This is a genomic window from Aeromonas sp. ZOR0002, from assembly GCF_963866995.1.
GTDB classification, from domain to species: Bacteria; Pseudomonadota; Gammaproteobacteria; order Enterobacterales; family Aeromonadaceae; genus Aeromonas; species Aeromonas caviae.
Map to the genome: position 1 here is coordinate 8,946 of NZ_CAWMFQ010000120.1, position 4,379 is coordinate 13,324.

Below are 4,379 nucleotides of genomic sequence, written 5' to 3' on the forward strand. Positions count from 1 at the left end.
GCCAGCCTGCTGGTACGCAACCTGTGGCGCCGTGATCTGGTGGATCACCTTGCCGGTCGCTATGTGCTGGTCAACATTCCGGACTACCGCCTGAGCGTGGTGGAGTCTGGCAGCGAGGTCTTCACCAGTCGAGTCATCGTCGGCAAGGAGCAGCGGGCAACCCCCATCCTCGCCAGCGAGATCCGCTCCATCGTGCTGAACCCGGCCTGGCACGTGCCGCGCTCCATCCTGAGCAAGGACATTCTGCCCAAGCTCGGGCGCGATCCTGCCTACCTGGATCGCGAACAGTTCGAGGTGATCGACGGCGAGGGCAATCCGGTGCAGTTCAGCGAAGATGGCTGGCACCATGCGCTGGCCTCGGGTTTCCCTTACCGGTTGCGGCAAAAGCCGGGGGATCACAATGCCCTGGGTCGCTACAAGTTCTATCTGCCCAACAACGATGCCATCTATCTCCACTCCACCCCGCGCAAGGCGCTGTTCGAGCAGGGGGCCCGTGCCTTTAGCTCGGGTTGCATCCGGGTGGAACACGCCGACGATCTGGCAGAGTTGCTGCTGGCGGACTCCCGCTATCAGCCGGACAAGGTGGCCAGCATCCTGAAAGAGACCCAGACCAAGTGGCTGCCCCTGAGCAACCCTATCCCGGTGTTTACCGTCTACTGGAGCAGCTGGATTGATGAAGAGGGACGTCAGCAACTGCGCAACGATATCTACGGATTCGACAGAGTCAGCTATCAAAGCCGCTTGCTGTGATCCTCGCCACAGAGTGAAAAGCCCGGCCCGTGCCGGGCTTTTTCATGGGTGAATGGGGTTTGACAGCGCTTTTTCTGGCAGGTAGTTTCGGCCCTTGTATCAAATTCATTCACCTGTGTGACTTCACCATGAGATGGACGGACAACGGATGCTGGGACAAGGGATAAGCCGACGCCGTCTGCTGCTGGGGGCGGGTTGCCTGATGGGGACCAGCCTGCTGTCGTTCCCTGCGCTGGCGAGCCGCAGCACTTCGGGACGGGAACTGAGTTTCTTCAACCTCAATACCGGCGAGCGGGTACGCGCCAGTTATTGGGAAGATGGCCACTATCTGAGCGACGGGCTGGCGGAGCTCAACCATATTTTCCGTGACTACCGTCGCAACGAAGTGTTCAACATCGACAGAAAGCTGTTCGATCAGCTCTTTCTGCTGCAACACAAGCTGGGACGCCACGGCGAAATCCAGCTCATCTCGGGTTATCGCTCCCCGGCCACCAATCAGCAGAAGCGGCGCAAGAGTCGCGGCGTCGCCAAGCACAGCTACCACACCCTGGGGCAGGCGGTTGACGTGCGCATCCCCGGCGTGCAGCTGGCGCACCTGCGCAAGGCCGCCCTGAACCTCAAGGTGGGCGGTGTGGGTTATTACCCTTCCGACAACTTCGTGCACCTGGACACAGGCCCCGTTCGCAGCTGGTGAGTCGGGATTTCCTCAAGGGTTGAGTGCCGATTGTGTCTTTTTGCCGCTGGCATTGAGGGGAACCAAGCTGCTAGGCTCTGGACTCCAGCCAGAGGAGAGAAAGATGAAGCAGATTGTGATCGGGGGGCTCATCGCCCTGTTGTTGACTGGTTGCGGCAAGCTCAACCGCGAGAGCTACGACAAGCTGAAAGTCGGGATGAGCTATGCCGAAGCGAGTGCCATCCTCGGCAAGGCCGAGCGTTGCGACGATGCTCTCGGCACCACGAGCTGTGTCTGGGGAGGGGAAGGCAAGAATATCAAGGTGCGTTTCATCGCCGACAAGGCGACCTTCTTCAGCTCGGAAGGGATCAACTGACCCTTTCCTCTCTTGCCGATGCCCAACAAAAAAGCGCCGTATGGCGCTTTTTTGTTGCTCGTTATCCGTGCGATATGGCCAGGAACTGGCGTGTTCAATGGGTGGCGTACTGATAGTTGAAGGTGGGCAGTCCCCACTTGAAGCGTACCGCCAGGAGGCGCAGCACGAAGCCGATGCCGATGGCACCGAAAGCGGCCCAGTCGTTGGGCAGCCCATGGTGCAGCGCAAAGCAGTAGAGTGCGGCGGTGATCAGCGAGACGGCGGCATAGAGCTCGCGCTTGAACACCAGCGGGATACGCTGGCACAGCAAGTCCCGCAGCACCCCCCCGAACACGCCGGTCACCACGGCCATGATGCATGCGATGCCGGCCCCGTGGCCCATCTCGAGCGCCCGGGCAGCCCCGAAGATGGAGAAGACCACGAGCCCCAGGGCATCGAGCGCCAGGAACAGCTTGCCAAGGTAGCGCATCAGCGGTGCCGAGATGACCCCGGCCATGGCGGCGCCCGCCACCAGCAGCACGTATTCGGGGTGCTCGACCCAGAGCAGGGGATAGTGGCCCAGCAGCACATCCCGAATGGTACCGCCACCGATGGCCGTCGCCGAGGCGATGATCACGACGCCAAACAGATCCATCCGTCGCCGACCCGCTGCCAGCGCGCCAGTCATCCCTTCGGCCACCAGGCCGAGCAAGAAGAGTGCATGTAACATGAGATATCCCAGGGTGCGAGAAAGGCCTGCATCCTAACAACCCTGCGCTGGGGCGACAAGCTATCTTGGTTATGCATTAGATTAAGTAATGAAAAGGGGGCTTTCGCCCCCTCTTTTGATCATGATGACGCGGTTCAGCGTCCAAGTTGCTCGCTGCGGTATTGGTCCACCCACATGGCGGTGGCGCCACAGATGGCCACCGGCATCACGAAGAGATTCACCACCGGGATGGCGGAGAAGAGGGTCACCAGGGCGCCGAAGCTCAGGCACTTTCCACGACGCTGCTTGAGGGCGTCGCGCATGGTGATGAAGCCGATCTTGTGGTTGTCGAACGGATAATCGACATACTGGATCGCCATCATCCAGGCGCTGAGCAGGAACCAGAGCACGGGTGCCAGGGTCTGGCCCACTACCGGGATCAGGAAGAGGATCAGGCAGCCGATGGCCTTGGGCAGATAGTATTTCAGCTTGGTCCATTCGCGGCCGAAGGTACGGGGCACATCTTTCACCACATCCAGCATGCCGGTGTCATTCATGGCTTCACCGGTGAGGATCTGTTCCACCTTCTCTGCCAGCAGGCCGTTGAAAGGGGCAGCTATCCAGTTGGCCACCGAGCTGAAGATGAAGGAGAAGACCACCAGTATGGTGATGAGGGCGATGGGCCAGAGCAGGTAATCAAGCCAGGAGAGCCAGCTCGGGATCTGCTGGTGCAGCCAGGCGAAAAGGCCGTCCAGTTGTAGCAACAGGGCGTAGAAGGCACCGGCAAAGAGCACGAAGTTGACCAGCAGGGGGATCAGCACGAAGGTGCGGATGCCGGGCTGGCGGATGAGCGAGAAGCCGCGCAGGAAGTAGTCTGCACCGCTGACCGAATCTTTGACCATGTGGGGTGATTGGCTCATGTGAGCTCCATCAGTGAATGGGGAAAGTGCCAGCATATTACAAACAAGCCTTTGATTTGGTAAAGTCGCCTGCCCGCCTCCTCTTTATTTCGTTACCCACATAGGCCGCCATGCGTCTGAAATTGATCAAACTCGCCGGTTTCAAGTCGTTTGTCGAGCCGACCCGCATCGAACTCAACGCCGACATGACCGCCGTGGTGGGCCCCAACGGCTGCGGCAAATCCAACGTCATCGACGCCGTGCGCTGGGTGCTGGGGGAGAGCTCCGCCCGCCATCTGCGCGGCGAGAACATGACCGACGTCATCTTCAACGGCTCCATCAACCGCAGCGCCCATGGCCGCGCCTCGGTGGAGCTGGTGTTCGACAATCCCCACAACCGGGTACCCGGCGAGTTCGGCCGCTTTACCGAGATCTCGGTGCGCCGCGAAGTGCTGCGCGACGGCTCCAATCACTACCAGATCAACGGCCAGAAGTGCCGCCGCAAGGACGTGACCGACCTCTTCCTCGGCACCGGCCTTGGGCCCCGCAGTTACGCCATCATCGAACAGGGCACCGTCAGCCGGCTGGTGGAGTCCCGCCCCGCCGATCTCAAGCTGTTCATGGAAGAGGCCGCCGGGGTCTCCCGCTACAAGGAGCGGCGCCGCGAGACCGAGCAGCGTATCCGCCATACCCAGGAGAACCTGGAACGCCTTGGCGACATCCGTGGCGAACTGGGCTCGCGCCTCGAACATCTCAAGGCCCAGGCCGAAACCGCCGAGCGCTACAAGCAGCTCAAGAGTCGCAGTCGCGCGGCCCGCGCCGAGCTGATCGGTTCGGAACTGTGGGCGCTGGAGACGCGTCTTGGCGAGGCCAAGACCGAACTGGCCCAGACCGAGCAGGCGCTGGCGGCACTCGATGCCAAGCGCACCGCCGACGAGGGGCGCCACGTCACCCTGTCGGTGGCCCGCCAGGAGGCGCAGGCCGAGCAGGCGA

General features: G+C 61.4%; 6 protein-coding genes. 4 read left to right on the plus strand and 2 right to left on the minus strand.

The features are described 5' to 3' along the window. The 3 genes from AACR77_RS06805 to AACR77_RS06815 form a co-directional block, all read left to right on the plus strand. Positions 1 to 750 (plus strand): L,D-transpeptidase family protein (locus AACR77_RS06805; RefSeq protein WP_042880536.1); only part of this gene is annotated, 750 nt, incomplete at its 5' end. Between the two features lie 148 nt (positions 751 to 898). Next, entirely contained in the window at positions 899 to 1,444 is a 546-nt protein-coding gene (locus AACR77_RS06810) for a DUF882 domain-containing protein (RefSeq protein ID WP_010673444.1), read from the plus strand. Between the two features lie 103 nt (positions 1,445 to 1,547). Beyond that, positions 1,548 to 1,799: a hypothetical protein gene (locus AACR77_RS06815; RefSeq protein WP_010673445.1), complete on the plus strand. Its 252-nt coding sequence runs from the start codon at positions 1,548 to 1,550 to the stop codon at positions 1,797 to 1,799. Positions 1,800 to 1,893: 94 nt separating this feature from the next. Here AACR77_RS06815 and AACR77_RS06820 read toward each other — a convergent pair whose 3' ends face one another. Together AACR77_RS06820 and cysZ are read right to left on the minus strand one after the other, a co-directional pair. Continuing rightward, the gene (locus AACR77_RS06820; RefSeq protein ID WP_010673446.1) at positions 1,894 to 2,508 is read right to left on the minus strand and encodes a trimeric intracellular cation channel family protein; all 615 of its coding nucleotides are present in this window, start codon (positions 2,506 to 2,508) and stop codon (positions 1,894 to 1,896) included. A gap of 134 nt (positions 2,509 to 2,642) precedes the next feature. After that, positions 2,643 to 3,407 carry a sulfate transporter CysZ gene (gene cysZ / locus AACR77_RS06825; protein WP_010673447.1) on the minus strand — a complete coding sequence of 255 codons (765 nt, stop codon included), beginning with the start codon at positions 3,405 to 3,407 and terminating at the stop codon, positions 2,643 to 2,645. Between the two features lie 110 nt (positions 3,408 to 3,517). Between cysZ and AACR77_RS06830 the strand changes: the two genes are divergently transcribed. Then, positions 3,518 to 4,379 (plus strand): chromosome segregation SMC family protein (locus AACR77_RS06830; RefSeq protein ID WP_156133353.1); only part of this gene is annotated, 862 nt, incomplete at its 3' end.